Origin of the sequence: Marinobacter sp. SS13-12 (assembly GCF_030227115.1) — a bacterium.
In the GTDB taxonomy this organism is placed as follows: Bacteria; Pseudomonadota; Gammaproteobacteria; order Pseudomonadales; family Oleiphilaceae; genus Marinobacter.
Map to the genome: position 1 here is coordinate 1,043,796 of NZ_JASSUA010000001.1, position 24,261 is coordinate 1,068,056.

The following is a 24,261-nucleotide window of genomic DNA, read 5'->3' on the forward strand; positions in this document are numbered from 1 at the left end:
TGCATAACCGGTTCACCAGGCTTCGCCAGATATCAGGTAGTTCATGGATCCGAAAGATCGTCGTTCTAGTCCCCGCCAACCGATCAAACTCGCAGCACAGCTGGACGTTGGCAGTGGTGAAAATCTGCCCTGTCAGATCGCGGATTTCTGCGCTGAGGGCCTGTTTGTGCGGTATTCCGGGGAGACGTCCAGAAAACTGGATCAGGTGCTTGCGCGGGGCGCACCGGAACTGGTGGTCCGTTTTCGCAGCCCTGACGGCCGTAAACGTCACGAATTGTATGTCAATGTCATGCGCCGAATTGAAGGCGCCATGGGCGTGGGGTTTACACGTTCGAATCCGGAGGCTGTCAATGCCATGCTGGAACAGTGTGGCGGCAATCGTCATCAGGACCGGGCCTCGTTACGGGCGCCCAGTGACAAGGTCCAGTTCGTCCTGCACCAATCAGCAAAGGCGGTTATCCAGTACATCGAGCCGCTGATGGATGCGTGTTTTGTGCAGATGGTTGCCGCCCTGCGTGAAGCGGCCCATAAGGCGGGCAATGATCAGCAGGCGAATGAATTCATGGATGCTTCCGGCCAGCTTCAGGCGCGCCAACGGGTTATCTGGCACCAGATGGCGCGGAGCCTGGAATCGCCCCTCAAACCGGCACCCAGGGGTGCTCCCGGGGCTGAACTGTCGGTGGTGGACAAAGGCGAGTTTGAAGACTGGCTGACGATCCGCGTGATGGTTACCAAGGCGGACACCCAGTATCGAGGTGATCTGCTGCAGCTGAAGCTCCGCCTCGACAAGCTTGGCATCGCCAATTCCACCGGACACCACAACCCGCTGGGCCCGTCTTTGATCTGCGAATCCTTCCATTCCGGCCTGAACCTGCTCAAGGCCGGCCGGGAGGTGGAGAAGGTCTGTCTCAAGGCGTTTGAAAAGTCTGTACTGATGCATCTTGGCCCCCTCTACCGGGAGTTGAATAATATTCTGGTGCGTCATGGCGTGTTACCGGATCTGGACCTGAGCAAGTATCTGAGCGAACAGGCACCCGCGGAGAGCGTGGATAGCAAAAAGAAGTCGCCGGTCCCGCCCAGACCGGAGGTGCCGGCGCAGGAGACGACCGCGACCGCCAGCGAGACGCCGACCCCCGAGCGCAAAATGACCCGCTTTCCGGGCCGGAAAGCGTCCTCTGAATTCCGTGGTTATGCATCGGCCGCCCAGACGGCCTTTGCAACTGTGAAGAATCTGCTTGGTACTCTGACGGCCAGCCGCCTGGCCCGGGGCGATATGGCACCGGTGGAGTTTTCCCCCGGGGCCAGAGAGCTTTCCGCCGGCGAATTGCAGAAGCAGCTGCAGGAGCTTCAGTTGCAGGCAGCGAACGCCAGTCCTGAACAGCCGTCCCTTCGCGAACGTGTTGTGGAACGGGTCAGGGAGAGTGGAGAGCACGCACTGGGGGAAGAGGAGCAAAGCACCCTGGACGTGGTAGACCGATTCTTCAGCAGTGTGGTGGAAAGCCCCAAACTCAGTGAATATGCCCAGTCACGGATGCGCCAGCTGGAAGTGCCGGTGCTGAAAGTGGTCATGCGGGATCCGGAGTTTTTTGACGATCAGGACAGCCCGGTACGCGGTGTAATGAACCGGCTGGCGCAACTGGGTGTGAAGGGCGGCCGCATCAATCCGGTAGTGCAGCGGCGGATTGATGAACTGATTCAGCGTATTGCCACTGATTTTGAGCAGGACACCGGAGTCTTCGAGAGCGCGGTACAGGAACTGGATGGCCTGATAGATCGCCAGAATCTGGTGTATCGACGCAACGTGGAGCGCGTAACGGCCGCCGCCGAGGGCGCCCAGAAGGTGTCCGAATCCAAGAAGGCAGTGGCGGCCGTGCTGGAACAGAAACTGGCGGGCCGGAAAGTACCGAAGGCGGTGGTCAGCCTGTTGGACGGTGGCTGGCGCGATCTGCTATCGCTGACCTGGATTCGCCAGGGACAGGACAGCCCCCTGTGGCAGGACTATCTTTCGGTCATTGATTCACTGATGACCTTTGCGGATGACCCCGAGAATACCATCAACCTGCCGGAGTTATTGCGGGTAATCCAGGACGGCCTGGCCTCAATCTCCAGTAACCATATGCCGTCTTCCCAGATTCGTGACGAGCTCAAGCAGTTCCTGGTGCGCCGTCCTGGCAGCCCGCCCGACATGGTGGAAATCCCGCCGGCGAAGAGTGAAGACGACAAGAAACAGGCCCTCTCCGAGCGCGAGCAGCGCAGCCTGCAGCGCTGGGTCAACCGTGCCCAGCAATTGCGCACCGGGGACTGGCTCAAGGATCAGGAGAAGCCGGACGAGCCCCAGTACATTCGCCTGGTGTGGGTGGCCAGGGGGTTCAGCCGCTTTGTGTTTGTTAACCACCAGGGTATGCGGGTAGTGGAGCTGGAGCTGGAGGCACTGGCCCAGCATATGCGCAAAGGGATTATCGTTCCCGACAGTCAGTACGAGCGTCCACTGGTGGATGAAAGCATCGACCGGATGGTGCGCAAGGTCTATGACCAGCTGTCCTGGGCGTCCACCCACGATGAGCTGACCGGCCTGCTGGGGCGCCGTGAGTTTGAGCGTATGCTGGAGCAGCAGCTGGCCCGGCGTGAGGATGAGCGCGCACTGGTCCGGCTTGATCTGCGCCAGTTTCGCCTTCTCAACGATACCGCCGGCTATCAGGCCGGGGATGAAGCCTTGCGCATGGTCGCCGATGTGCTTCGCAGCCATGTGGGGGATGGCATGCCACTGGCACGGCTGTCCGGTAACGAATTTGCACTGATGCTGCCGGCGGAAACTGCCCTGGAGGCTTCCCGGGGGATCGTGGCGGCCATCGAGGCCATGGAATTCCGTTTTGACAGTGGCAGTTATCACCTTTCAGCCAGTGCCGGGCTGGCGCAGGAAATGCCTGCACTGGCCAATGCCGAACGCTGGCTGAAGGCATCAGAAGAAGCCATGAAAGCGGCCAAGAAACGGGGCCATGGCAAGGTGATGGAATATTCCCTGGACGCCCACGACCACGCACGCCAGGAGCAGATTGCCGCCAAGGTGGCCAACCTGGGGGATCTGAATGAAGAACGCATGCTGCTGCGATGCCAGAAGATTATTCCACTTCACCCACACACCACGATGTCGCCACAGTATGAGATTCTTATCAGCATGTATGACGACACCGGCAACCTGATTACCGGCAAGGATTTTGTCCGTATGGCGGAGCGCTATGACCGTATGCAGGCAGTTGATCGCTGGGTGGTGGGCCAGATGCTGGACTGGCTGCGGGACAAGGCACCCGATCCGGAGCACATGGGTGGAATTTGCATAAACCTGTCCGGGCATTCGCTGAACGATCAGCTGTTGATGGAGTTCATCTACGACAAGCTGAGCCAGAAAGACGCCCCCATTGAAAGAATCTGGTTCGAGATTACCGAAGCCTCGGCCATCAACGATCTTCAGGGCATTTCCGAGTTCATCGAGGAAATGAAGGAGCTTGGATGCCGGTTCTGTCTGGGCGATTTCGGTAGCGGGCCAACGTCGTTCCAGTTCATGCGCAGCCTTCCTGTGGACTTTATCAAGCTGGACAGAGCCTTCACCAATCAACTGGATACCAGTGAAACGGATCAGGCCATGGTGAAGTCGATGGTCGACATGGCTCACTACATGAAACGGGAAGTCATTGCCTCACAGGTTGAAACCCGCGGGGTTCTCGATATGCTGGCCAGTCTGGGTGTGGATTATGCTCAGGGTTTCATCATCGAAAAGCCGCGGCTGCTCACCAGCCTGGACTGACTTTCCGGACCCCCTGTTATGTCAAAGCGCCATCCGATTATCGCGGTTACCGGCTCCTCAGGTGCCGGAACCACCACCACGGGCGAGATCTTCAGCCGGCTGTTTTCCAGCGAAGGGCTTCGGGCCGCCATGGTCAGTGGCGACAGCTTTCACCGCTACAATCGTGAGCAAATGGCTCGTCTTGCCGCCAAGGGCCAGTTTGGTGAGCGCAACCATTTTGCACTGGCCGCAAACCATATCGACAAGCTGGAAGCTCTGTTCTACGACTATGGCCACACCGGCAGCGGCCAGTTCCGTCAGTACGTTCACGACGAAGACAGGAAGCTGATCGAGGCGGGCCACAAGGCGGGTACGTTCACACCGTGGGGGCCACTTGCACCGGAAACGGATTTACTCTTCTACGAGGGACTCCATGGCGGGGTGGTCAGCGAGGCCTATAACATTGCCCAATATGTGGACCTGCTGGTAGGCGTGGTGCCTATCGTCAATCTGGAGTGGATCCAGAAGATCCATCGCGACACCAACAAGCGCGGGTATTCACAGGATGCGGTGGTGGAAACCATCATCAACCGCATGGACGATTATGTGCATGATATTGTCCCACAATTTACCCACACCCATGTGAACTTCCAGCGCATCCCCCTGGTGGATACGTCCAACCCCTTTGTTGTCCGGGATGTTCCCACCGAAGATGAGAGCCTGATCGTTATTCATTTCCGTGACCCGACGGATGTGGACTTTCCCTATCTGCTGCAGATGATTGCCGGCAGCAGCCTGTCCCGTCACGACACGCTGGTCATTCCCGGGACCAAGCTGTCCCTGGCCATGGATCTGATCATGCGGCCGCTGGTGTCAGAGTTGATGGCCCGCAAACCCTTCGCGTGATCAGGCGGTCAGGCGTCCGTCACGATAATCCCGCAGCGTCTGCTCAATCTCTTCCCGGCTGTTCATAACGAACGGGCCGTACTGAACCACGGGTTCGCCAATCGGTTTTCCGGCGATCAGCAGCAGACGCGCGCCGTTCTCACCGGCGCCGATCCGGATGCTGTCACCCGCCGACAGGACGCTGGCGGCCGAGGCCTGTAGAGCCTGCGTGCCCTTGTCCGATACCAGTGACGCGTCACCGGCGTAGAGATACAGCATGCCATCCAGCTCCGGGTTGACCGGCAGCAGAGCTTCTTTCCCCGGGGCCAGGTGAATATCCGCATACAGGGGGCGGGTACTGCCTCCGCTGACAGCTCCCTGATGCTCTTGCCCGTCAACGGTTACCGTGCCGGCAATCAGTTTTACCAGGCCGCCGTCAACGGTAATGGCCGGTATGTCCTCAGGCTGGATATCTCGGTAACCCGCTGGTTTCATCTTTTCTGCAGCCGGCAAATTGAGCCACAGCTGGAAGCCGCGCATCTGTCCGGATTCCTGCTGGGGCATTTCCGAGTGCACAATGCCGCGCCCGGCGGTCATCCACTGCACGCCTCCGTTTTTGAGATTGCCACGGTTGCCCAGATGATCTTCGTGGAGCATGTGGCCCTCGATCATGTAGGTAACCGTCTCAAACCCTCGGTGAGGGTGGGACGGGAAGCCGGCAATGTAGTCCTGGGGCTGGTCGGAACCGAATTCATCCAGCATCAGGAAGGGGTCAAGACGGATGTTCTGATGTTGTCCGATGGAGCGCTTGATGCGCACACCGGCACCGTCAGAGGTTTCCAGGGCAGGGATGGTTTGTTTTACAGCTCGCAGGGACATGGTTTGCTCCTCCTCAAGGGGTATAGCGTCTATTAGACGCCCTCGAAGGCAGAGGAATAAACCGGAGAATTCTGGAAGGAGACATCAAAAAAACTGAAGATCCGGTGATGGCAGGCCATCACCGGCACCAGATGAGGCTATTCCACGTTGCGGGAGTAGAAAATCTCCAGCATCTCCCGCCTCAGGCGGTCTTCAATGGACTGCGCTTCCTGTGGGTCCAGATCGCTGGCATTGACTCCGAACACGTAGTTATCCAGTTTGAAGTTCTTGAGCATCATCTTGGTGTGGAACATGTTCTCCTGGTACACGTTGACGTCAATTATCTGGTAGGCATTCTGGGTGTCTTCAGTCAGGTAGTTCTGGATCGAGTTGATGTCGTGATCAATATAGTGCTTGGTGCCGTCCACGTCGCGGGTAAAGCCCCGCACACGGTAGTCCACGGTGACCACGTCGGAATCAAAGCTGTGGATCAGGTAGTTCAGCACCTTCAGCGGCGAAATCAGGCCGCAGGTGGATACGTCGATGTCGGCGCGGAAAGTGCTCACGCCGTCGTGGGGGTGGCTCTCGGGATAGGTATGTACCGTCACATGGCTCTTGTCCAGGTGTGCCACGATGGCATCCGGCAGCGGGCCTGGAGACTCTTCGTTATCCGGCTCGCCGTTGCTGAGCTCGTGCTCGGCAATCAGCATGGTCACCGAGGCGCCGTGAGGCTCGTAGTCCTGGCGTGCAATATTGAGCACATTGGCCCCGATAATCTTGACCACATCCGTGAGGATCTGGGTCAGACGCTCGGCATTGTACATCTCGTCGATGTAGTCAATATAGGCTTCAGTTTGCTCTTCGGTCTGCGCAAAACAGATGTCGTAGATGTTGAAGCTCAACGATTTGGTCAGGTTGTTGAAACCATGCAGCTGTAGTTTGGTTTCCATGTTCTGCCCCCCCAAGTGACTGGAGATGAGTGTCAGTGGTCATGCCTGCCTGTTACAAGAATGCCACCAAGTCCGCCACCGATAACTGACCGGGTTGTTTACCTTTTGCGCAGACCGGCGGAGAGGGTGCGTATTATGCACACCGACCCTCGATTTTGGTAGAGTTCGGGGCAATATTGTAGCACCCGAATTTGTCCCGATTCAGGACGCCTCGCGGATCTCGTGGCTGTGGGTGATTTCCACTCCGGCTTTTTCCAGCATGATGGAAGCGGAACAGTACTTTTCCGCAGAAAGGCTGACCGCTCTTTTCACCAGGTTTTCCTTCAGCTTGCGCCCGGTGACCACAAAGTGCAGATGAATGCGGGTGAACACGGCTGGCACCGCGTCAGCGCGTTCTGCTTCCAGTTCGGCGTGGCAGGCAGTCACATCCTGACGGCTTTTCTGCAGGATGCTCATGACGTCAAAGGAGGAGCAACCGCCCAGCCCCATCAGCATCATCTCCATCGGCCTTGGCCCCAGATCCTTACCGCCATGGTCAGGAGGCCCGTCCATCTGTATCGCGTGGCCGCTGCCACTGGTTGCCCTGAAGCTGGCATCGCCGGTCCAGTCAATGGTTGCTTTCATCTGTTTTCGTGCTCCGGATGGGATATAACGTACAATTGGCAGGGATGCTAGCATATCCGGGTTGGCCCGGCAGCCTCGTAAAAGGCAGTGCCACTGATGTGGTCTATACTGTTTCAGGTTGCCGAAAGGGTGCCTTCTTGTTATAAGTTGCGTTCATAATGAATAAACCCGCACGGAAAGCAGGGTGAATAAAAACATTGGGATCCCGCCAGTAATCAGGAGGCATGACTCGCACTATGGCCACTATCGTCAAGCCGGTTGAGCAGAAAACCAAACACCTCGACTATTTTCTTTCGCAATGCCATCGCCGGCGTTACCCTGCCAAGAGCACCATCATCTATGCGGGGGATAAAAGCGATTCCCTGTTCTATATCGTCAAAGGGTCCGTTACCGTCATTATCGAGGATGACGATGGCCGCGAGATGATCATGGCTTACCTGAACGCCGGGGACTTCTTCGGTGAGATGGGGCTGTTCGACAACATGGACTCCCGCAGTGCCTGGGTAAAGGCCAAGACCGAGTGTGAAGTTGCCGAAATCAGTTACACCAAGTTCCGCGAAATCGCCCAGCAGGACCCCAGGGTGCTGTATTTCATTGGTGAGCAGATGGCCTCGCGCCTGCGCCAGACCACGCGCAAGGTGGGCGACCTGGCCTTCCTGGACGTGACCGGCCGTGTTGCCCGTACCCTGCTGGACCTGTGCAAGGAACCGGATGCCATGACCCACCCGGATGGCATGCAGATCAAGATCACCCGCCAGGAGATCGGCCGTATTGTGGGCTGTTCCCGCGAGATGGTTGGCCGAGTACTCAAAACTCTGGAAGACCAGGGCCTGGTCCGCGTCAAGGGCAAGACCATGGTGGTTTACGGAACCCGCTAGGCGGGCCTTGTATTACTCAACAATGGCCACGCTCTTGATCTGCAGGCAGACATCCATGCCGGGGCTGAGCCCCAGCTGATGCGCCGAGCGGCTGGTGATCCGGGACAGGAACGAGGTCTTGCCCGCCTGGAGTCGCACCGTTGTCATGCCGGGGCGATGTTCCGCAGCCATATCCATCACCCTGGCCGGAAGCAGGTTCTGGATGCTCTGGTCGTGATTGGCGGCCAGGGCGATGCTCACGTCACGCGCCAGTATCTGCAGTCTGACCCGGGTGCCGGTTTCGGACTGGCGGTCATCCCGCAGCCACAGGCTGCCCCCCTCGAATTCGGCGCGACAGAGGTGCCACTGCAGGTCCCGCTCCCGGATGATCGCAGGAACGATCACGGCGGCATCGTGCTCAAGAGCAAATGGCTGGTCAGGGCGGGCCAGTGTCTCTTGCAGTCCACCTTCGGCGACCACCCGGCCCTGATCCATCATCACAATGTTATCCGCAAGCCTGGCTACCTCTGCGGCTGAGTGGGATACATAGATGATCGGGATGTCCAGGCTGTCCCGCAGGGTTTCCAGGTAGGGCAGGATGTCCCGCTTGCTGGCCTGGTCCAGTGCCGACAGGGGTTCGTCCATCAGCAACAGTCGGGGGCTGGTCAGCAGGGCACGGGCGATAGCCACGCGCTGGCGTTCGCCGCCGGAGAGCCGTTCCGGCCGTCGGTCCAGTAAATGCGAGAGCCCCAGCCAGTCAATAACCTGCTGTGGATGAATCCGGCGCTGTGCTGCCGGAGTTCGGCGGTAGCCAAAATTCAGATTGCCGTTGACCGACAGATGGGGGAACAGGCTGGTTTCCTGAAATACGTAGGCCAGCGGGCGTTGATGGACTGGCAGGCAGCTGGTGCCGTCCTGCCACACATCTCCGTTGACGGACAGGTGGCCAGCGCATTCCTGCAGACCGGCAATGCATCGTAGCAGCGTGGTTTTGCCGCAGCCGGAATGGCCGAACAGGGCAGTCACACCGTTGCCCGGCAGTTGCAGGTCGACATCCAGCCGGAAACGGTCAAAACCAATTGCGACGCGGGCAAGGATTCCGGGCTCATTCATGATTTCAGGTTCCCGTTATTCAGGCGCCCGTTGATCAGGTAGAGAGTCAGCAACACGAGGAATGAAAACACCAGCATGCCCCCGGCCAGCAGGTGGGCTTTGGCGTATTCAAGGGTTTCCACATGGTCGTAGATAGCCACAGACAGCACCCGGGTTTCGCCGGGAATATTGCCGCCGATCATCAATACCACGCCGAATTCACCCAGGGTGTGGGCGAAAGTCAGCACCGCTGCGGTGAGGAACCCGGGGCGGGCCAGAGGAATCACCACTGAGAAGAACCGATCCAGCGGCGATGCCCGCAGTGTGGCTGCAACCTCCAGCATCCGTTCGTTGACGGTGGAAAACACATTCTGCAATGGCTGCACCGTGAAGGGCAGGGAATAGATCACAGAGGCAATCACCAGCCCGGCAAAGGTGAAGGGCAGGGTGCCAAGCCCGAGGGTCTTCGTCAGCGTGCCTACTATGCCCTCCGGGCCCATCAGTAACAGCAGGTAAAAACCCAGTACGGTAGGTGGGAGTACCAGTGGCAGCGCCACAATCGCGGCGACGGGTTGCCGGAGCCAATGGTTACTGCGGGCGAGCCACCAGGCAATGGGGGTTCCGATAACCATCAACAGGGCGGTGGTGATGCCGGCAAGTTTCAGGGTCAGCCAGACGGTCTGCCATTCCGGGCTCATTGATACTCCATGGGTTATTCGGCCGATTGCGGGATATCGTAGCCGTATTGGCGAATAATGTCCTGTGCTTCACGGCTGGCGAGGAACTCCAGCCATGCCCTGGCGGCCTCATTGTCCCGGCCTCGCTCCAGCAGGATGGCCTGCTGTGCGATGGGGTCGTGGTAGGTGTCGGGCACTTCCCAGCTGGCCCCGCCGCCCCGGGCGTCACGGAGCTGGGCCAGTGCCACAAATCCCGCGCTTGCATTGCCGGTGGCCACGAACTGGAAGGTCTGGGCAATGGATTCTCCCCTGACCAGCTTGCCTTCCAGAGCTGCCCGGAGGCCGAGGTTTTCCAGGGTTTGCCGGGCAGCCAGTCCGTAGGGTGCTGTTTTGGGGTTGGCGATAGCAAGGCGGCGAAAGTTACCCTCGCGCAGGAACGCCACTGGATCCGTGAACGCTTCCGGGTCGGGGCTCCAGAGCACCAGCTTACCCACTGCATAGGTGAAACGGGTGCCGGGTACTGCGGAACCGTTCTGCTCCATCAGGTGTGGTCGCTCCTGGTCAGCGGCAAGAAATACATCAAACGGCGCACCGTGACGAATCTGGGCGTAAAGCTTACCGGTGGAGCCGTAACTGATTCGGCTGCTGTGGCCTGTTGCCTCTGTAAACTGCGCAGCAAGGCGCTCGGAAGCTTCGTGAAAATTGGTGGCAACGGCCAGCCTGACCTCTCCTGCCAGCGCAGCTCCGGTTGCCATTAGCAGACTCAGGGTCAGCAATAAACGGATGGTGGCCGTCATGAAGGGGCTACTCCGGTGATTCAACAGTTGGTCGTGATCATACCTTCCCTGAGCGGGTAGCGTCATGCCTCAGTTGTCGGAATCAGTCTGCCGGGGAATACAGCCGAGTAGATGCTCCCGGAGCTCGTCGGCATTGGTTTCGTTGACCAGCTCGTGCCGGGCTCCCGCAAACAGCCGCTCGGACGCGACGTTCAGCCCCGCTGCCTTCAGGTTGGCCACGTGCCGGCCGAAACCCCTCCCCATTTCTCCCACCGGGTCGCGGTCTCCCGCCATCAGATGCACTGGAAGGTCTTTGCGCCAGGCAGCCGGGTTGATGTCCAGCATGCCGCCAATAAAGTCTGACCACAGGCCTACGGTACAGGAAAAGCCGCATAACGGGTCTTTCAGGTAGCGGTCGACCTGCTGTGGGTCGCGGCTGAGCCAGTCATGGCTGGTGCGATTGGGGGCAAAAGCCTTGTTGAAGGCACCGAACGTCATGTTGTCGACCAGTGGGCTGTGATGCCGTTTCCCCCGCAGCGCCCTGATCAGTCTTACCAGTGCCAGGGAGATCAGGAGTTTCGGTTTGTCGATGCGATTGGTGGCGCAGAGGATCAGGTTGTCGATCTGGTCACCGTACTGCTGGGTGAACGCCTGGGCGATGAACGAGCCCATGCTGTGCCCGAACAGGGTCAGCGGAAGGTCGGGAAACTGCTTTCGGGCATGGACCACCACCTGCTGCAGGTCATCCACCACCTTCTGCCAGCCCCGGTTGTCGGCGTAGTGGCCAAGTTCGGTATCAGGGCAGTGTGGCCCATGGCCCCGGTGCTGGACAGCCATTACAGCCACCCCTTGCCGGTTGAGCCATTGGGCCAGTGGCTGGTAACGGGCGGCATGTTCGGCCATGCCGTGGGCAATGACCATCACTGCAGTGGGGTTCTCCGGTACCCACGACAGCAACGGAATCCGGTGGTGATCCGGACTGTTGATAAAACTTTCCTGCAGGTCCATGTCAGCTGAATCCGGGCTTGTTGTTGGCGTAAACCGGAGTCTAGCGGTAAAACGCGTCTGAAATTGAGACAGGTGCTTAAAATCCGTGGTTTGCGCTCTTATTCCACGTCCCTTTCCCATTCCGGAGGTTTCCACAGGTGCTTCAGCCGCAAAAGCAGGCTGCCGCCGGGCCGGGCCATGGCCCGGAACAGGTCAACATATTCATGGGTCCACAACACCAGCAGGTTGTTGGAGTGTACCGGGCGGGTAATGCCGTATTCCGGCGGTGCCTGCTCATCTTCGGCCACAAAAGTGCCGAACAGCCGGTCCCAGAGGATCAGCGTGCCACCGTAGTTACGATCAATATAGCCCGGGTTGCGACCGTGGTGAACCCGGTGATGGCTGGGGGTGTTGAACACCAGTTCCACCCAGAGTGGCAGTTTGCCGACCAGGGTGGTGTGGACGAAAAACTGGTAAACCAGTGACAGGGCGTAGGCAGTGCCGATCCACACCGGATTGAAACCGATAAGCGCCAGAGGCAGGTAGAAGATCCACATGCCGTTGAAGATGTTGGTGGCATTCTGGCGCATGGCGGTGGAGAAATTCATTCGCTCCGAGGAATGATGCACCACGTGCGCGGCCCAGAACCAGCGTATGCGATGGCTGGAGCGATGCATCCAGTAGAAGCAGAAGTCCACACCCACAAAGGTCAGGAACCCTGTCGTCCAGCTCAGTTCCAGGTCCAGAATCCGGTGGTGATAGAGAAAGGCGTAAACGGGAAAAGCGATCAGGCCGGCGAATAACAGTTCTGTGACCTGGTAGCCGGCACCCAGGGCAAAGTTGCGGAGGGCTTCCGGCACATCCATCCGTGCAGGGTCATGGCGAATGCGCAGGTATTCCCAGAGGGTGACGGCTATAAACACCGGTGTGGCCACCACAAAGATCAGTTGGCGTTCATCCAGTGCCAGCCAGGGGGTGAGAGTGTTCCAGAGTGGCAGCAGCCCGCTGCCTTCCAGTACTGACACCATCATGTCCATCAAAGCCATGCTCTATCCGTATTTTATTTGTTGGTATGAATTTATTCTGCGCCGATCGCTTTTGTAAAAATTGACAATCCACGACACAAAATTGATCATCGACGCCAATGCAGTGGAGGCTGTCGGTATGATGGAGAATGAACAGTGGCCAGGGTAATCCGGGTAACCGGTGCCTGGACCGGACTGCTTTCTGACTGGCTGGACCAGGAGGGGCTGGATGCCGGCCCGTTGCGGATGGCACTGGCCCGGTGGGCATCACGTGACAATGTGCCGGTACCGGTGTGGCGCGATCTGCTGTCGCAGGGGCTGGCATTGGTGCCTGGCCGCATTGCGCCGGAGCTGGGGGTGGGCGCCTGCGTGCTTCCCGGCCATGTCGGCGTTCTGGGTTACCTGGTGCTGGCCTCGGATACGCTGGGGGAAGCCATGCTGGCCTATCAGCGCTATGAAACCCTGTTCTACGGCGCCAGCCTTGCAGAGATAGAGGTGGTCGGTGACCAGGCCGAGATGCGGTGGCCACCGTCGGAGAACGAACTGGGCCAGCAGGCAGATGGCGCAGCCATTGCGGCGTTGGTGACATTCATGCGTCGCCAGATTGACCAGCCACCTCCACCCTCCACCGTGAGTTTCCTTGAGAGCGTCGATGGCGAAACGGCCAGGGCTTACGAATCGTTCTTTGATTGCCCGGTGACCTGGAATGACAGTCATGTGCGGGTGCGGTTTCCGCTGCATTACCTGAGTTTGCCCATGCCCCGGCGTGACCCTACCTTGCGGGAGTTGCTGGACCGGCAGGCGAGGGCGTTGGTGCGGGCACTGCCGGAAGACTCCGGGGGCAGCTCCAGCACCGACCGCCAGTTACAGCAGGTGCTGCTCAAGCTGCTTTCCGACGGCGAGCCCACCCTTGCGCGAGCAGCGAGTGCCATGCACATGGCACCGCGCACCCTGCAGCGGCGGCTGGCCCGGCACCAGCTGAGTTGGCAACAATGGCTGGACCGTAGCCGCGAGCAACTGGCCCGGCAGTATCTGGCGGACCCGTCGCTGACTCTGACGGACATCGCTCTCTTGCTGGGCTTCTCCGAGCAGAGTGCGTTTACCCGCGCCTACCGCCGCTGGACCGGCAATTCCCCGGGCAAGGCGCGCCCGCACCAGCTCAGCGATTAGCCGCGTAGACCCTCTCCAGGGGCTGGATTTGCGGTTGCCACTGGTCCAGCCAGACCTTGATATCCTTGGGGATTTTTGCCGGTTTGGGCCAGGGCACCGGGTATTGCTCGGGCTGGAACATGGGCGCGAACAGCGCGGCGGCGGCGAGGTCGGCGCGGGAGAAGCTGTCACCGGCCAGATAAGGTTTCTTCTGGTACGCCTCGGCCAGTTCCGTCAGGTAGGCTTCCATGGTTTCCCTTGACTGCTCCGCCGTTTTCTCATTGATTTTCATCCATTTGCGCATGATCTCATCGACCCGGCTGAAAGCCAGCTTCAGCAGAATTCGATTGTAAAAGGGTGTGCCCGCCGCCAACAGGGGAACCACCACTTTGGGGCGCTGCAGGAAGTGGTGGTAGGAGTAGCAGCGCACTGCTGGACCTGCTTCCTCATCCAGCCGCCGCTCCCAGGCCAGTGCTTCCTCGCGGGCCTGCGGGTCGGCTGGTGTTAACGGGTTCTCGGGGAAGGCCTCATCCAGGTAGTCGATGATTTCCTTTGAGCCCTGAACCCGGTGGCCATCATGGTCCAGTACCGGCACTGATGAATCCTTGCCGGTGAGTTTGCGGATGGTTTTGACGTGCTGGCCGGGTAGCAGGCTGATCGCCTCGTAGCTAAGCCCCTTGTAATCCAGCGCCCAGCGAACCTTTTCGCAGTAATGGGATATCGCAAACTGGTAAAGTCTGATGGCCATGGTGCAGTGTTCTCCAGCGTTATAAATGGCTTAAGCGTAATGCTTTGAGGCGGGAAATGGTAACCGCTGTGCATTAAAATCGGCAGTGTTCGACATAAGCTGCCGTGATGGCAACACCCCCAAAGGAACAGGAAACCGACAATGAATGGATTCACTCGCTGTATAGCGCCTGCAATGGCTACGCTCGCCCTGGTGGCAGGTTGCTCGTCCACACCCGAAAACAGTCATCCCTCCCAGGTCAATGGCCCGGCTTCCGGAGCCGTTGAGCTGCCCTTTACCGCCAGGGGCAATGAGCCCTTCTGGCGCGCCATCGTGGAGCCGGGTCAGCTGGTACTCGAGCGGATGGGCGAAAGCCCGGTCGAGCTGCGATACGAAACCACCCACAGCAGCGCCACCAGCCGTACTTTTCGTGCTGAAGGAGAAGGTATCCGGATAACTCTGGTTGCCGCCCATCAGCTGTGCCGTGACTCTATGACCGGCATGCCCTATCCCAATCAGGTTCGCCTGGACATCAACGGTGAAGCATTTCGTGGTTGTGGCGGAGAGCCGGATCGGTTGCTGCAGAGTACCGAATGGCTGGTCGAAGATATCGCCGGTGCCGGCATCATCGACAGTTCACGGGTAACGATAAACTTCATGGCGGAGAACCGGGTGTCGGGGAGCGCCTCCTGCAACAACTTCACTGGTGGCTGGAAACTGACCGGCGAAGGGCTCGGGCTTAATCGGATGGCCTCTACCAGGAAGGCCTGCTCGCCCGCGTTGATGAATCAGGAAAGCCGCTTCCTGTCATTGCTGTCGGACATTACCCGGTTTGATATCGGCCGGCATGGCGAACTGTTGCTGATATCATCGGATGGCCGGGTGATCACGGCGCTTCCGTCCACAGAGTGAGCCCGTATTTGTCGAGGATCTGCTGGGCGCGGCCATCAGCGATACGCTGGCGGGTGCCCTCCGAAAGCAGTTGTGCCAGCTCCTTTGCGTCTTCCCTCACCGGGGAGAATGCTACAAAGGCGTCGGTCACCCCAACCAGCCCCGAATCACGGGGCTGGTTGGCGGCCTTTCCGGTGCTCTTGGCCCACCAGGCCATGACGTACTCGTCTTCAACAAAAATGTCCGTACGATTCTGCTCCAGCAGACCGATGGCCCGGTTCAGGGGGGAGGGGCCGGAGATCACCCAGACCTTTTCCTGGTCGGCCTGATGCTCTTCGATGTAGCGATCCAGCGTTTCGGTATAGGAGTAACCGTTGATCACCAGCAGTTGCTGGTCATGCAGGGATTCAATGCCGCCGTAATGCCAGGTGTTGTCCGGGTGGGTGAACAGTGCAATGGATGAATGGCCCTGGGGGGTATCGGGGAAAACAAAGTCCGGGGCATCGGTAATGAAGGCGCCGACCACCGCGTCCAGTTGGCCTTCCCGGGTCATCTGTAGCGCTCTTGCCCAACTGAGGTTGACGTAATCCACGGTGTAACCGGCCTCACCAAGGATGTCGCGGGCAAGGTCGACCATGTAACCTTCGTGATCACTTCCCGCCTCGCAATTGTGGGGGCACCAGGGGTCTGCAGCAATGACAATGGTGTCGGGCTGGCCCTGGTTTTCGGTAATGCCGGAAGCAGGTGCTTTGCGGGCGGCGGTTTCCGTGCCGGTTTTCGCAACCGCTTCGGAAATGTCGTTATCCTGAGGCGAACAGCCCATGAAAAGGATGAACAAAAACGCCAAGACGACAAGTCGGGACATGATCATTGTCCAGGGCGCCGCGAAGCTGCGGCAATACCCCATCATAGCGCCCGGATCATCAACCTGTCATCTGCCTGTGCGGGGCCACGCACAGCGTCAGTAACGGCTCCTGGCGTCGCCTTCAGAGGCTTCGGTGGGCACCAGTGCCTTGACGAGTTCCTTCATATCGAGAATGCCAACCTGTCTGCCTCTTTTCACCACACGATAGGTGAGATCGGTATTGCCATCCGATCGGGCGATGACCGACTCCAGATTATCGCGGTCGGAGATATCGCCGGCACAGTCTTCCGGTGCTTCCGTGGTTTTCTTCATGATCGAGCGCACCCGCAGCACCCGGGCCCGGTTGATGTCACTGATGAAGTCGGTGATGTAAGGGTCGTTGGGCGACATCAGGATTTCCTGGGGCTCTCCCTGCTGAACAACGTGTCCGTCCTTGAGGATAACCAGGTGGTCCGCCAGCTTCAGGGACTCGTCCAGATCGTGGGTGATGAATACCACGGTTTTCTGCAACTCGTCCTGCAACTCCAGCAACAGGTCCTGCATATCGGAACGAATCAGCGGGTCGAGAGCCGAGAAGGCCTCGTCCATCAGCATAATGGGTGAGTTCGATGCCAGTGCCCGGGCAATACCCACCCTTTGCTGCATACCACCGGAGAGCTGGTGTGGGTACTGGTACTCATTGCCTTCCAGGCCTACACGAGCCAGCCACTTTTTCGCGTCGGCTTCGAATTCCTCCACGGAATAACCCCTTACCAACAGCGCCATGCCGGCATTTTCCAGCACCGTTTTGTGGGGCAGCAGCGCAAACTTCTGGAACACCATCGACATCCGTTCGCGGCGGAGTTTCCTCAGCTGATCCTCGTTGAATCGCAGGACGTCCTCACCATCCACCTGGACCTCACCGGCGGTGGGCTCGATGAGCCGGTTGAGATGACGTATCAAGGTGGACTTTCCGGAACCGGAGAGCCCCATAATGACGGTAATTTCGCCCTCATGCATGTCCACATTGATGTCCTGGAGGCCAAGCACATGGTTGTGTTTTTCCAGCAGTTCGGCTTTGCCCATGCCGCCGCGTACATGCTCCAGAGCACCTACAGAGTCCGGGCCGAAGATCTTGTACAGGTTCCGGATGGAAATCTTGATATTCCGGTCCACAATTCGCTCCCTTACTGTTTTTGTGAGGCGTTAATACGCGCCAGCGAGGCCTTGGTAACCCGGTCGAGGATGACCGCCAGGATCACGATGCCGAGGCCGGCAACCAGGCCAACGCCCAGCTCAAGGTTGCGGATACCCTGGAGTACGAGAACCCCGAGGCCGGGTGCCGACACCAGGGAAGCGATAACAACCATGGCCAGGCTCATCATGATGGTCTGGTTCACGCCCGCCATGATGTTTGGCAATGCCAGCGGAATCTGCACCTTGAACAGTTTTTGCTGGCTGGTCATGCCAAAGGCGTCAGCGGCTTCGATCACGTCCTTGTCCACCAGCCGTATGCCCAGATTGGTAAGGCGGATGACCGGCACAATGGCGTAGAGAATAATGGCGATGCCATAGAGTTTGGATTCGGTCACGCTGAACAGGAAGATCAGCGGGATCAGGTACACAAACGGTGGCAATGTCTGCAGCATGTCCAGCACCGGTACCGTCAGGCGCTGCATCATGTTGCTGCGGGACATGGCTATCCCGATGGGCACACCGAACAGCACGCAGATAAGAGCGCAGACAAAGATGATCGACAGCGTTTCCATGGCGTATCGGTAGTAGTCGATAAAGGCCAGCAGGAACAGGCTCCCTGCTACAAAGCCGACCAGTTTCCAGGACTTGGTAACAAAGAAGACCACCGCGAGCAACAACGGTATGACGATCCACCAGGGTGTGTTCAGCATGCCGTAGAGTGTGCCGTCGAGAGCCCAGCTGAGGGGCTGGGTTAAAGGATCCAGAACAACGCTCAGATTGTCCTTTATGGACAGAAAGCCCTCTTCAAGACCCTTTGTGAGATCACGGGACTGCGGAAAAGCCGCGCAGGATTCGTTAAGCGCGTCCATGGACGGAAAGGGGGTGTCCCAGAGAGACTCGGGTTCGCCGGTTGTTCCCTTGGTTTTCTGCAGTAACGCGGCCATCGACATGGGGGCATCACTCTGGCCTTCGGAACACCACTCCTCCAGTCCCAGTGATGAAAATATAAAATCGTAGGTAGCCATTGGCGGTCAGTTCCCCGTCACAGTCAATTGGTAAGGCTCGTTTCGAGTTCCCCGGTATCGGAGTTGACAGGGCCGGAAGGACCGGCCCTGTCAGGGTAGGCAGGAGATTACTCTCCCATCACCGAAGCAAGGCGTTCCCTCGCTGAATCGTTCAGCCAGGATGACCACTCATCGCTGTTGTTACTCAGGTAATAGACGGCTGCTTCTTCAGCAGAGGCATTGTTGGAATCCATCCAGGCCAACAGAGAGCTCATGGTGGACGTCTTGAAGGTCATGTGGCTGAGCATTTCCGCCACTTCCGGCTCTCGCTCCTTGAAGTCGGTGGTGATGGAGGTGAGGATCGTTGCCGCAGGGAACTCAGATACGCCTGGATTCTCCGCGTTCTGGGTCTGATTGCGGGTGTGGACCTCGGGCTTGTACTCACCGAGCTCAACCCGAGTCATATCGTACTTGCCGAGAGGTACGGTGGGCCCCCAGTAATAGCCAAACCAGGGCTCTTCCGACTGAACCGCCGATGCCATGGATGAAGCCAGGGTCTCGCCGGAACCGTGGTTGAACACCTCAATGCCGGAGCTTTCCAGATCGAGTGCTCTGATCAGGTTGTCACTGACCACGCGGCAGCCCCAGCCGGTCGGGCAGTTGTTAAAGCGGTTGCCCACCAGCTCCGGATTTTCCATGACCCCTTCTATGGTGGTCAGTTCCGGGTGCTTCTCGGCCAGATAGGCAGGAATCCACCAGCCTTCAACACCACCCGGGTCCAGTACTTCGGCTACGCGCTCGATTTTGCCCTGTTCTTCCAGTTCCAGATAGGCTTCACCGGCGGAGTTGAGCCATAGTTCGGTAACAATGTCCGGCTCTCCATTTTCCGCAACTGAGGTAACGGCCGGAACGGTATCAGAAGGAACCACCGTTACATCGCAACCGTAACCCTGCTCCATGATGAATTTGGCAACACCGGTCACAACGGCGTTCGACGCCCAGCCCATCTCGGTGATCGATACTTCACCGCAATCGGCCTGGGCAAGTGCAGGAACGGACATCGCGCAAAGCAGCGCGACTGGCGTTAGCTTTCGCATGATTGGTTCTCCTTGTTGATTTTAAAAATACGCGGAAAAACTCCCGCTTGAGTGGTCCGGATGACCTCTCGAGAAGTGAAGACGCCTGATTGATACAGCGCTTTCAAAGGACAAGACAAGTGCTATGACCTCGGTTACTACGTATATGTAAGAGTAACGCCCTGAGCGTGAGTTACAAGGCATTCATGTAAAATGTCGCCTCAAGTTGAACACGCCGTCAGGTTTTCCGGCCGCTCTGTCAACGAACTGAAGCAATTCTGCAGTAGCTTGAAAGGTTGTCCGAGATCGGAGAGCCCCATGACTGAATTGCGCGAATTGACCCCCCATTCTGCGGTTCCCACTGAACAGTCCCGCCGCAATAGCCGCCAGCGACACCTGCTGAGAACCTTTCTGCCGGAGATGGTTCGCCTGGAACGTATACTGGCAGAGGCGCCGGGTGGGGTTTCAGTGAGCACGCTCGCGCGAGTTGGCCTGAAAGAGCTCGACCTGCCGATCTACCGGGTTGATCTCGGCAGTGATTCGCCAGCCGCGCCGGTGGTCTTGCTGGTTGGGGGCGTGCACGGCCTCGAGCGTATCGGGAGTGAAGTGGTGATGGCCTGGCTGCGTAACCTGCTCGCGCGGATTTCCTGGGACAGCCACCTTCAGGCTTTGCTGCAGAAAGTCCGGGTCACTCTGCTACCGATACTGAACCCGGGTGGCATGTACCTGAACCAGCGCAGCAATCCCAATGGGGTCGACCTGATGCGCAACGCGCCCATCACGGCCCAGGATCGCAGCGCCTTCCTGTTGGGCGGACAGCGGTTTTCACCGCGCCTGCCATGGTTCATCGGGGACCCCGAGCAGGGCATGGAAGCAGAAAACCAGGCACTGGAATCCGTGATCTCGGAACTCCTGCCTGGCCGTCCCTTCAGTGTTGCACTGGACTGCCACTCAGGCTTCGGCTGGCAGGATCAGATCTGGTTTCCCTATGCCTATCGCCGGCGGCCCATGCGACGGCTTGCATCGGTGATGGCCCTGAAGTTGATCTGGGAACAGGCGTGGCCGGAACACAACTATCGCTTCGAGCCACAGTCCCGTCACTACCTGACCCACGGTGATCTATGGGATTACTTCTATAAAAAGATAAACCGCAGCGGCGAAGGGGCGTTTATTCCCCTGACTCTCGAGTTGGGCTCCTGGCGCTGGATCAAGAAACGTCCGAGACAGTTACTGCGCCTGGACGGATTCTTCAATCCCCTGGTTCCTCACCGGCATCGCCAGGTATTGAGAAGTCACCTGACCTTTATCGATTTCCTCCTCAGTGCCGCAGCCAATCACGAAAACTGGTTGCCGCAGGGAGAAGCCGAGTCCATGCTTAGGGAAGCCGCTATCGCACACTGGTACAGGGACCATTACTGACAATGCACTGGATTCTGTTGCGTGGACTCACCCGGGAGCAGTCACACTGGGGAGCGTTTCCACGGCTACTTGCAGATGCTTTTCCGGGACAGCAGTTTCATCTGGTGGACCTTCCCGGTACTGGCGTGCACTTCAATGACCCCTGTCCGGAGAGCATCGCGGCCATTCGTGAGAAAATCCGACACAGTGTCGAACATATTCCTGGCCCCTACAGCTTGCTGGCACTTTCCATGGGCGGAATGGTCGCGCTGGACTGGGCCCAGCATGTATCGGCGGGAGAAATCCAGAACCTGGTATTGATCAACACCAGCTCCGGGTTCAGCAGGCCCTGGCACAGGATGAGGCCGGGGGCATGGCCCCGCATTGCGCGATTGCTGTGCCGGCGTGAACTGTTTGATCGCGAGGCGGATATCCTGCGGCTGAGCTGCAACCGGCCAGTCGGCCTGGACACCATGAAGCACTGGTACAGCATACAACGCCAGCGCCCGGTCAGTTTCCGCACTGCCTGGGCCCAACTGAAAGCCGCCGCCCGGTTCAGGCTGCAACCGGAACGGCCCCTGCCAGACGCTTTGTTGCTGGCCAGCAAGGGTGATCGCGTTGTTCACTGGAAATGCAGTGAAGCGCTCGAGCAGCGCTGGCAGTGGACCCTGAAAGTGCATCCCACAGCCGGCCATGACCTGCCCCTGGATGACCCGGAATGGATCATTCGCCAGATGAAAAGCTGGTTGCCGCGATAATTACGGTTGCTTGACGCAACTGTTCTTCCGCGTCACTCTCCTATACGATTTATCGCTGTTTACCCATGATGATGTATGGAGCCCGGAACAATGAAAATTCTTGAGACCAAAACCGCCCCGAACCCGCGCAGGGTACGTATGTTCATGTCTGAAAAGGGATTGCTGGACAAGGCGGACTTCGTTGAGATCGATCTCCTGAAAGGCGAGAACCTGACACCGGAGTACGCGGCCAGGAACCCGATGAAGAAAGTACCGGTATTGGAGCTGGATGACGGTACCTGTATCTCCGAAACCATGGCCATCTGCCGTTACTTTGAGGAAAGTTATCCGGACACGCCGAGCCTGCTGGGTGATACGCCATTGGAAAAAGCGTTGGTGGAACAGTGGCTGCGCTGGATCGAGTTCTCCCTCTCCATGCCTACGGGTATGTGTTTCCAGCACACCACCGGTTATTTCAAGGACCGTATGAACCCCATCAAGGAATGGGGTGAGGAGTGCCGAACCAGTGTGGAAAAGTTCCTGCACTTCCTTGATAAGCAGCTGGACGGCAGGGAATACATCTGTTGCGACCGATTCACCGCCGCCGACATCAATGCCTTTACCTCGGTGGCTTTTGCCCGCGTGGTGGATATCCGCATCAAGCCTGAGCAGACCAATCTCCAGGCCTGGTACGATCGCATCAAGCAGCGCCCTTCCGCCCAAGTTTAATAACTGACAGGAGGCATTGCATTACCCGATCCGGCGACTTCGACCCGGTTTCGCCCTTTATGCTTGGCACGGTAAAGGGCTTCATCAGCCCGGCTGACAACGGCGTCGATGTCATCGCCATGCTGAAAACTGGCGACCCCCAGGCTGATGGTCTGATGAATACGGTGGTCGCCTGCTGTAATGGCTGAATCCGCCATGGACGCCCGGAGCTTTTCCGCAGCTTCCAGGGCGCCAGTGCTATCGGTATCCGGCAACAATATCAGCAGTTCCTCTCCGCCCCAGCGGCAGAGTGCATCCTGCCGTCTTAGCGCACCTTCAAGTCTTCTTGCGGTCTCCTGGAGCACCAGGTCCCCGGCATCATGCCCATAGGTATCATTCACCTTTTTGAACAGATCAAGGTCACCGAGTATCAGGCTGAACGGTGTGCCGGCCCGCTGTGCATGTTGCAGCTCGTGGTTCAGCAGTGGCCATATCGCCCGCCGGTTCAGTAGCCCGGTTAACTGGTCTGTTGCTGCCATTTCGCCAAGCGTCTGACGGGCTTCGAATTCACTGGTAAGCACTCTGCGCAGGGCTTCCATCACGATAATGCCGATCACCATCATCACCAGTGGATCGAAGAACAATGGCAGGACATCCGTGAAGGCTATGCCCAGAGATACGGCTGCAATGGCAAACAGCCCCAGGGGAAGCAGGAACAGCAGGATCCACTCCCTGAGTCCCCGCACGGCCAGTACTGAAACGCCAAAGAAACTGATCACCAGGCCATTGCTGATCTGATATAGCCCTGCGGAATTGGATGTCAGGTATAGCATCAGCATCGACAGAATCATTGCCATAACTGACAGCCCCATTGCTCGCAAAAAATACCGGCTTGGCCACCGGAAACTGCCAGAATAATGCCCGAGCAGGGTTACTATCGATGCCAGAATAACGGGGGACCGGAAAAGGAATTCGAAACCCAGTAAATCGGAGCTGTGGATGTTACGCAGAGGATGGGAAAACTGGTAAATGAACACGGTGATCAGGAGCAGCCAGGCGGCCACCACGGCAACTTTACTTTCCAGGGCCTGCAGGTGAGCTTCGTAGGCAGGTTGCCACTTCTCCGGTATCGCTGGCCCTGAAAGTTTCATATTGGAACGACTCTTTCGATTCTTGATTGTTCTTTACAGAGATCTTTAAGGAAGTGGTTGCATAAAGCAATGACGTAAAGGGTGTACCTACATTGAGTAGGGTAATAAACCGGAGGAGGATCATCGGTGGTAGAGAGGGTGTCTCCGGCACGCTAGAATGAAGCCCGTCTTTTCAACAACCCCGGCAATTCACGCTTAAGGAACAGGTTACTGGCCCATGACACAGCTCTCGCCATTACAGTGCGCCCTGGAGGCAATCGACCAGGCCAACCAGGCAGACCCTAACCAGGAGCAGGTTGGTAACGATCTGCTCCCGAAAGAGTACGCCTACAGCCTGCATATGACCCGATGGTTGCATGAGCTTGAGCCGGAGCCCTCCGAACGCATGCAGATCGCCTGCCGTGCCCAGCATATCGAGCGCTGGACCATGCCTCGCAGCGACTTCCCGGAAGGGCGCAAGGCCTACTATGAATGGCGCCAGGCCTGTGGCCGGATGCACGGCCGCCGGGCTGCGGAGATCATGGCGGAGTGCGGATACCCGAAACCGGAGTGTGAGCGGGTAGAAACCATTCTCACCAAACGGGAGTTGCGTAGGGATGCAGACACCCAGTTGCTGGAAGACGTGGCGTGCATGGTGTTCCTCGAACGTTATTTTGCGGATTTCTACGAACAGAAAGCCGATTATGACCGGGAAAAGTGGCTCCGTATTGTCCGCCGGACCTGGGCCAAGATGTCCCCGCGAGGGCATGAGGCGGCGCTGAAGCTGGCCAGCGGGATGCCGGCTCACTTGCTGGAACTGCTGCAGGAGGCGTTGGCTGAAGATTAAGCTGTACTCAACCCATGCCCGCTGACATGTTTGAGCTTTGC

Annotated in this window: 23 protein-coding genes; 9 read left to right on the forward strand and 14 right to left on the reverse strand. The window is 58.3% G+C overall.

Annotated features, from left to right (window positions below):
• The first annotated feature begins 43 nt into the window (after positions 1 to 43).
• Together QPL94_RS04750 and QPL94_RS04755 are read left to right on the forward strand one after the other, a co-directional pair.
• On the forward strand, positions 44 to 3,802 hold the full coding sequence (locus tag QPL94_RS04750; RefSeq protein ID WP_285355861.1) for a DUF1631 family protein: 3,759 nt from the start codon (positions 44 to 46) through the stop codon (positions 3,800 to 3,802).
• 18 nt (positions 3,803 to 3,820) lie between these two features.
• Positions 3,821 to 4,687: a phosphoribulokinase gene (locus QPL94_RS04755; RefSeq protein WP_137436166.1), complete on the forward strand. Its 867-nt coding sequence runs from the start codon at positions 3,821 to 3,823 to the stop codon at positions 4,685 to 4,687.
• On the opposite strand, the gene QPL94_RS04760 is transcribed toward QPL94_RS04755, so the two are convergent.
• The 3 genes from QPL94_RS04760 to QPL94_RS04770 all read right to left on the reverse strand — a co-directional run bounded on the left by QPL94_RS04760 (position 4,688) and on the right by QPL94_RS04770 (position 7,098).
• Positions 4,688 to 5,545, reverse strand: coding sequence for a pirin family protein (locus QPL94_RS04760; protein ID WP_137436165.1), 858 nt, complete (start codon positions 5,543 to 5,545; stop codon positions 4,688 to 4,690).
• A 137-nt stretch (positions 5,546 to 5,682) separates the two neighbouring features.
• Positions 5,683 to 6,474 (reverse strand): adenosylmethionine decarboxylase, encoded by a 792-nt coding sequence (speD, locus tag QPL94_RS04765; protein ID WP_285355863.1) that lies wholly within the window; start codon positions 6,472 to 6,474, stop codon positions 5,683 to 5,685.
• A 201-nt stretch (positions 6,475 to 6,675) separates the two neighbouring features.
• Positions 6,676 to 7,098, reverse strand: coding sequence for an OsmC family protein (locus QPL94_RS04770; RefSeq protein ID WP_285355864.1), 423 nt, complete (start codon positions 7,096 to 7,098; stop codon positions 6,676 to 6,678).
• Between the two features lie 236 nt (positions 7,099 to 7,334).
• Between QPL94_RS04770 and crp the strand changes: the two genes are divergently transcribed.
• Positions 7,335 to 7,976 (forward strand): cAMP-activated global transcriptional regulator CRP, encoded by a 642-nt coding sequence (gene crp, locus QPL94_RS04775; RefSeq protein WP_007153756.1) that lies wholly within the window; start codon positions 7,335 to 7,337, stop codon positions 7,974 to 7,976.
• Positions 7,977 to 7,988: 12 nt separating this feature from the next.
• Here the strand turns inward: crp and modC are convergent, their stop codons facing one another.
• The 5 genes from modC to QPL94_RS04800 form a co-directional block, all read right to left on the reverse strand.
• Positions 7,989 to 9,068, reverse strand: a complete 1,080-nt coding sequence (gene modC / locus QPL94_RS04780) for a molybdenum ABC transporter ATP-binding protein (RefSeq protein WP_285355865.1) — start codon at positions 9,066 to 9,068, stop codon at positions 7,989 to 7,991.
• Positions 9,065 to 9,745, reverse strand: coding sequence for a molybdate ABC transporter permease subunit (modB, locus tag QPL94_RS04785; RefSeq protein WP_137436161.1), 681 nt, complete (start codon positions 9,743 to 9,745; stop codon positions 9,065 to 9,067). The genes modC and modB overlap by 4 nt, the downstream gene beginning before the upstream one ends.
• A gap of 14 nt (positions 9,746 to 9,759) precedes the next feature.
• Positions 9,760 to 10,521: a molybdate ABC transporter substrate-binding protein gene (gene modA / locus QPL94_RS04790; protein ID WP_285355866.1), complete on the reverse strand. Its 762-nt coding sequence runs from the start codon at positions 10,519 to 10,521 to the stop codon at positions 9,760 to 9,762.
• A 69-nt stretch (positions 10,522 to 10,590) separates the two neighbouring features.
• Entirely contained in the window at positions 10,591 to 11,508 is a 918-nt protein-coding gene (locus QPL94_RS04795; RefSeq protein ID WP_285355867.1) for an alpha/beta fold hydrolase, read from the reverse strand.
• A gap of 98 nt (positions 11,509 to 11,606) precedes the next feature.
• Complete coding sequence (locus QPL94_RS04800) at positions 11,607 to 12,533, reverse strand: sterol desaturase family protein (protein ID WP_285355869.1); 927 nt, start codon at positions 12,531 to 12,533, stop codon at positions 11,607 to 11,609.
• A 135-nt stretch (positions 12,534 to 12,668) separates the two neighbouring features.
• Between QPL94_RS04800 and QPL94_RS04805 the strand changes: the two genes are divergently transcribed.
• A complete protein-coding gene (locus QPL94_RS04805; protein WP_285355870.1) occupies positions 12,669 to 13,682 on the forward strand; it encodes a helix-turn-helix transcriptional regulator in 1,014 nt (337 codons plus the stop codon).
• Here the strand turns inward: QPL94_RS04805 and QPL94_RS04810 are convergent.
• Positions 13,672 to 14,409 (reverse strand): glutathione S-transferase family protein, encoded by a 738-nt coding sequence (locus QPL94_RS04810; RefSeq protein WP_285355871.1) that lies wholly within the window; start codon positions 14,407 to 14,409, stop codon positions 13,672 to 13,674. The genes QPL94_RS04805 and QPL94_RS04810 overlap by 11 nt on opposite strands.
• A gap of 141 nt (positions 14,410 to 14,550) precedes the next feature.
• On the opposite strand from QPL94_RS04810, the gene QPL94_RS04815 reads away from it, so the two are divergent.
• Complete coding sequence (locus QPL94_RS04815) at positions 14,551 to 15,300, forward strand: META domain-containing protein (RefSeq protein ID WP_285355872.1); 750 nt, start codon at positions 14,551 to 14,553, stop codon at positions 15,298 to 15,300.
• Here QPL94_RS04815 and QPL94_RS04820 read toward each other — a convergent pair.
• From QPL94_RS04820 to QPL94_RS04835, 4 genes are all read right to left on the reverse strand, one after another.
• On the reverse strand, positions 15,275 to 16,144 hold the full coding sequence (locus tag QPL94_RS04820; protein WP_285355874.1) for a substrate-binding periplasmic protein: 870 nt from the start codon (positions 16,142 to 16,144) through the stop codon (positions 15,275 to 15,277). The two genes, QPL94_RS04815 and QPL94_RS04820, sit on opposite strands and share 26 nt — an antisense overlap.
• 96 nt (positions 16,145 to 16,240) lie before the next feature.
• Complete coding sequence (locus QPL94_RS04825; protein ID WP_285355875.1) at positions 16,241 to 17,299, reverse strand: betaine/proline/choline family ABC transporter ATP-binding protein; 1,059 nt, start codon at positions 17,297 to 17,299, stop codon at positions 16,241 to 16,243.
• Between the two features lie 11 nt (positions 17,300 to 17,310).
• Positions 17,311 to 18,345, reverse strand: coding sequence for an ABC transporter permease (locus QPL94_RS04830; RefSeq protein WP_285355876.1), 1,035 nt, complete (start codon positions 18,343 to 18,345; stop codon positions 17,311 to 17,313).
• Positions 18,346 to 18,452: 107 nt separating this feature from the next.
• Positions 18,453 to 19,421 carry an ABC transporter substrate-binding protein gene (locus tag QPL94_RS04835; protein ID WP_285355877.1) on the reverse strand — a complete coding sequence of 323 codons (969 nt, stop codon included), beginning with the start codon at positions 19,419 to 19,421 and terminating at the stop codon, positions 18,453 to 18,455.
• 297 nt (positions 19,422 to 19,718) lie between these two features.
• Between QPL94_RS04835 and QPL94_RS04840 the strand changes: the two genes are divergently transcribed.
• The 3 genes from QPL94_RS04840 to QPL94_RS04850 all read left to right on the forward strand — a co-directional run bounded on the left by QPL94_RS04840 (position 19,719) and on the right by QPL94_RS04850 (position 22,264).
• Positions 19,719 to 20,819 (forward strand): M14 family zinc carboxypeptidase, encoded by a 1,101-nt coding sequence (locus QPL94_RS04840; protein WP_285355878.1) that lies wholly within the window; start codon positions 19,719 to 19,721, stop codon positions 20,817 to 20,819.
• A 2-nt stretch (positions 20,820 to 20,821) separates the two neighbouring features.
• The gene (locus tag QPL94_RS04845; RefSeq protein ID WP_285355879.1) at positions 20,822 to 21,556 is read left to right on the forward strand and encodes an alpha/beta fold hydrolase; all 735 of its coding nucleotides are present in this window, start codon (positions 20,822 to 20,824) and stop codon (positions 21,554 to 21,556) included.
• Positions 21,557 to 21,646: 90 nt separating this feature from the next.
• The gene (locus QPL94_RS04850; protein WP_285355880.1) at positions 21,647 to 22,264 is read left to right on the forward strand and encodes a glutathione S-transferase family protein; all 618 of its coding nucleotides are present in this window, start codon (positions 21,647 to 21,649) and stop codon (positions 22,262 to 22,264) included.
• Here the strand turns inward: QPL94_RS04850 and QPL94_RS04855 are convergent.
• Positions 22,261 to 23,394 (reverse strand): GGDEF domain-containing protein, encoded by a 1,134-nt coding sequence (locus QPL94_RS04855; RefSeq protein ID WP_285355881.1) that lies wholly within the window; start codon positions 23,392 to 23,394, stop codon positions 22,261 to 22,263. The genes QPL94_RS04850 and QPL94_RS04855 overlap by 4 nt on opposite strands.
• A gap of 217 nt (positions 23,395 to 23,611) precedes the next feature.
• Between QPL94_RS04855 and QPL94_RS04860 the strand changes: the two genes are divergently transcribed.
• The gene (locus tag QPL94_RS04860) at positions 23,612 to 24,220 is read left to right on the forward strand and encodes a DUF4202 domain-containing protein (protein ID WP_285355882.1); all 609 of its coding nucleotides are present in this window, start codon (positions 23,612 to 23,614) and stop codon (positions 24,218 to 24,220) included.
• Positions 24,221 to 24,261 lie beyond the last annotated feature (41 nt).